Origin of the sequence: Bradyrhizobium sp. PRIMUS42, assembly GCF_023006515.1 — a bacterium.
In the GTDB taxonomy this organism is placed as follows: Bacteria; Pseudomonadota; Alphaproteobacteria; order Rhizobiales; family Xanthobacteraceae; genus Bradyrhizobium.
The window spans coordinates 1-2,425 of sequence record NZ_JALBGZ010000857.1; the positions used below are offsets into that span (position 1 = coordinate 1).

Sequence of the window (2,425 nt, forward strand, 5' to 3'; positions counted from 1 at the left end):
GCAGCTCCTTGCATGACGGCGGCGCCCTGCTCCGCCGACAGCGGCGCGGCGACGTCAGGCGACAGCAGGCCGGCGAAGAAGCCGTTCAGCCAGGAGCGCTGCGCATCGGAGAACGGTGCGCTGGCGGGAATGATGTCGAGCCTGGGCGGAGGGGTGATCTGGTTCATGCGGACACCTGTGCATCGGCAAGCTTGCGCAGCGTTTCGCCGTCATGGCGGCGCGCAAAGGAGAGGAAGGTTTCGTCGGCAGACGTGCGATGGGCGATATAGGCCTTGAGCAGTGCCTCGACCGTCTTGGGCGCGTCCTCGGCCTTGAGGTCGTGATAGACCTCCTGCCCGACGTCGGCGTCGGGGCCGAACCCGCCGCCGGTGAAGAGGTGATAGCCCTCGACCGTATCGTCCTCGTTGACAGGCACGCGCGCACCGATCAGGCCGATGTCGCTGATGTAGTGCTGCGCGCAGGAATGATGGCAACCGGTGACGTGGATGTTGACCGGCTTGTCCATCGCAACGCGCGGCTCGCACCAGTCGCCGATCTCGGCGGCATGGCGCTTGGTATTCGCGGCGGCGAAGCGGCAGCCGGCATTGCCGGTGCAGGCGATCAGGCCGGCGCGGATGTGGGAGGCATCGACCGCGAGGCCGATCTGCTTGATGGCCGCGACCGCGAGATCGACGTTCTCGTCGCGCACGCCGGAAATCAGCAGGTTCTGCCAGACCGTCAGCCGGATCTCGCCATCGCCGAGATCGCGCGAAACCTTGGCAAGACCCCGCATCTGCTCGCTTGTGAGCTTGCCGAGCGTCAGCGACACGCCGATCCAGTTGAGGCCGCCCTGCTTCTGCTTGTGCACGCCGACATGCGCCATGCGGTCCGCTGCGGGGCGCGGGAGAAACGCCTCTTCCGGCACGCGCGTGAACGGCGTCTTCAGCCGTTCCTCGACCAGCTTGAGGAAGCCGTCATGCCCCATGGCGTCGAGCACATATTTCAGCCGCGCCTTGTTGCGGTTGGTGCGGTCACCGTGGTCGATGAACACGCGCACGATCGCGTCGGCAACAGCGGTCGCCTGCTCCGGCTTGACGATGATGCCGGAATATTTGGCAAAATCCTTGTGGCCGGTGATGCCGCCGAGGCCGAGCCGGAACCAGATTCCGGGCTCGACGCCGAAACCGTCCTTCACCTCATAGGCCGTGAAAGCGATGTCGTTGGTCTCCTCGAGCACCGCGATCCTGCCGGCGCCGTCGAAGGCGACGTTGAACTTGCGCGGCAGGCCGTAGAGCGAGCGATCGTTGAGGATGTGGTGGTGCCACTCGCGTGCATAGCGCCGCGTGTCGATGATTTCCTGCGGATCGATGCCCGCCGTCGGCGTGCCCGTCACGTTGCGGATGTTGTCGGCGCCGGAGCCGCGCGAGCACAGGCCGAGATCCTGGATACCTTCGATCAGCTTCACCGCGTTCTTCGGCGGGATCTCGCGCAGTTGCAGATTGGCGCGCGTCGTGACGTGGCTGTAGGGACCGCAGAGCTCGTCGGCGAGATCGGCAAGGCCCGACATCTGCCAGTGCTTCATGATGCCGTTCGGAATCCGCAGACGGCTCATATAGGAGTCCTGCGTCGGCGCGACGTAGAAGATGCCATAATAGCGCCAGCGGAAATTGTCGGCCGGGCTCGGCGGCGCGTTGTCGAGCGCTTGCTGGCGCAGCCGCGGATAGGCATCGAACGGATGCTCGTCGCGCTTGAACTTTTCCTGATCGGCGAGCTTCTTGCCGGACGCGATGACCTTGTCCTGCGCCTTGATGTGCACGGCATCGGGACCGGTCGGCTCGGTGCTCGCCTTGCCGGCGGCGGCGCCGCCGAGACCGCGCCCGACCTTGCTGATCTGCAAACCGGTCGTGAAGCCTTCGAGATAGCGTTTCTGCTCGTCGGTAAAGTCGACTGCGAGCGTATCGATTTTCATGGTCGGTAACGAAGCTCCTGCGGCCACCAGGGTGGCATCGACGGACATTGGCGCGACCCGCGAGGAACTGGGCTGGCCCTGAGAGCCGGCTTCGCCACCCGACGGTCCGATCAGCTTCGTTGCTGCGGGACTCGGCTCAGCAGGCACCTGTGACAAGCTGGCCGCACTGCAACATTCAAGTTGCGTGCCAGCTTGGCCAAAATGGAAAGATCTATCTTTTCAGCTGATTGGGCGCTCGCCCGGAAAATCCCGGGCGGCGCGCTTTCACGAAATTCGAGCACCCTGATGAATATTTAGGCGATGAATCTGTGTGCTCAAAAACAAAGCAGGATCCGAATCAGGCCTTCCAGCGCCCAACCTCGAACGCCTCGAGATGCCCCGGGATGTTGTCGGGATCAAAAACCGGGCCCGCGAATGCCCCGAACGCCGCGGGCGCCTGCTCGGGCGGCCGGCGGCCGAGGGCCGCGTCGTAGAGGT

General features: G+C 64.7%; 1 protein-coding gene and 2 pseudogenes. All 3 read right to left on the bottom strand.

What is annotated here, in order from left to right; all coding sequences use genetic code 11:
- Positions 1-167: pseudogene (locus tag MOV75_RS34735) on the bottom strand (sulfite reductase subunit alpha); the annotation flags it as partial.
- Entirely contained in the window at positions 164-1,948 is a 1,785-nt protein-coding gene (locus MOV75_RS34740) for a NirA family protein (protein ID WP_246930214.1), read from the bottom strand. The gene MOV75_RS34740 and the pseudogene MOV75_RS34735, both read right to left, overlap by 4 nt.
- A 337-nt stretch (positions 1,949-2,285) precedes the next feature.
- Positions 2,286-2,425, bottom strand: a pseudogene (locus MOV75_RS34745) (nitrate transporter); the annotation flags it as partial.

What these genes read in the sequence shown, in the direction of transcription:
- MOV75_RS34740 (WP_246930214.1), bottom strand. Translation starts at nt 1,948, where the DNA reads ATGAAAATCGATACGCTCGCAGTCGACTTTACCGACGAGCAGAAACGC.